This window comes from Allobosea sp. 01N443, from assembly GCF_056399325.1.
The window spans coordinates 1-984 of sequence record NZ_JBFTRC010000400.1; the positions used below are offsets into that span (position 1 = coordinate 1).

General features: G+C 62.8%; 2 protein-coding genes. Both read right to left on the reverse strand.

Annotated elements, in window-relative coordinates; genetic code table 11:
* Positions 1-244 (reverse strand): cysteine rich repeat-containing protein (locus AC1DRP_RS36670; RefSeq protein ID WP_476771151.1); only part of this gene is annotated, 244 nt, incomplete at its 3' end.
* Positions 245-547: 303 nt separating this feature from the next.
* Positions 548-984: outer membrane protein (locus AC1DRP_RS36675; protein WP_476771152.1), on the reverse strand; the 437-nt coding region annotated here is incomplete at its 5' end.

Sequence of the window (984 nt, forward strand, 5' to 3'; positions counted from 1 at the left end):
GGAAGACCTCGGCCGACGCGGCCTTGCAGCCCGCCGATAGCCGCGCCTGGTTCCGATCAAGGCACGTTTTGACGGCGCCGCCGCCAAGCGAAACCTTCGAGCAAAGCTTGTCGATGTCCGAACCACAGGACTTCGCCAGCCGGTCATAGGCTTCGGCAAAAGTAAGCGTCTGGGCCGAAACGGCCAGTGGGATCACCATGGAGGTTAGCAGACAGGCTGCGGCGAGGGCTCTGCGTAGACTCACGATCGTCTCCCTGTTTTCGGTCGGTGTAAGCGCGCCCGAATATGCGATTTCAAAGGAAGCCGGCGATCTTGCTATGGGCAAACGCCAGGAGCGATGAGTTGATCGATCAGGGTGCGCACAAAGACATCTGGGCCGCCGGCACCAGAACATGTCGGCAGCTTGCGGGATTCGTCTTGATGGGAYCGGTCGGGACAAGAGGCCAAGCCACTGGTGTCGAAGCTCGGTCTCCAATCTGTGCGCCCGGATGAAGGGAAAAGCAGCCCGGCGCATCGGCCGGGCTGTTTGCAGATCAGAGTGCCCGGCTCAGAACTTGTAGTTCACGCCGACGCGCAGGAGTCCGGCGCCGCCGCCGCCATTGCTGACCGCGGTATAGGTTCCGGCCGGCAGCACGCCGCCCGCGGGGTTTTCGAAGACCTGGGCCCTCCTGCCCTCGCCGGTATCGACGTAGAGACCTTCGAGCTTGACCGTCCAGTTATTGGTGAAGGCGTATTCGACACCGCCGCCGATGGTCCAGCCGGCATTGCTTGTCGTGTTGCCGGTCAGCGGGTTGCTGTTCAGGCCKCCATAGGCCAGACCGCCGGTGATGTAGACCAGCGTCCGATCGAAGGCGTAGCCGATGCGGGCGCGTACGGTACCGAAATAGCCACCGTCACCGCCGCCTCTACCGGCCCACCAGGTGTATTGGCCCCAGGCCACGCTACCGCCTGTATCGACATACTGGATATCGGTCTCAAGGCCGT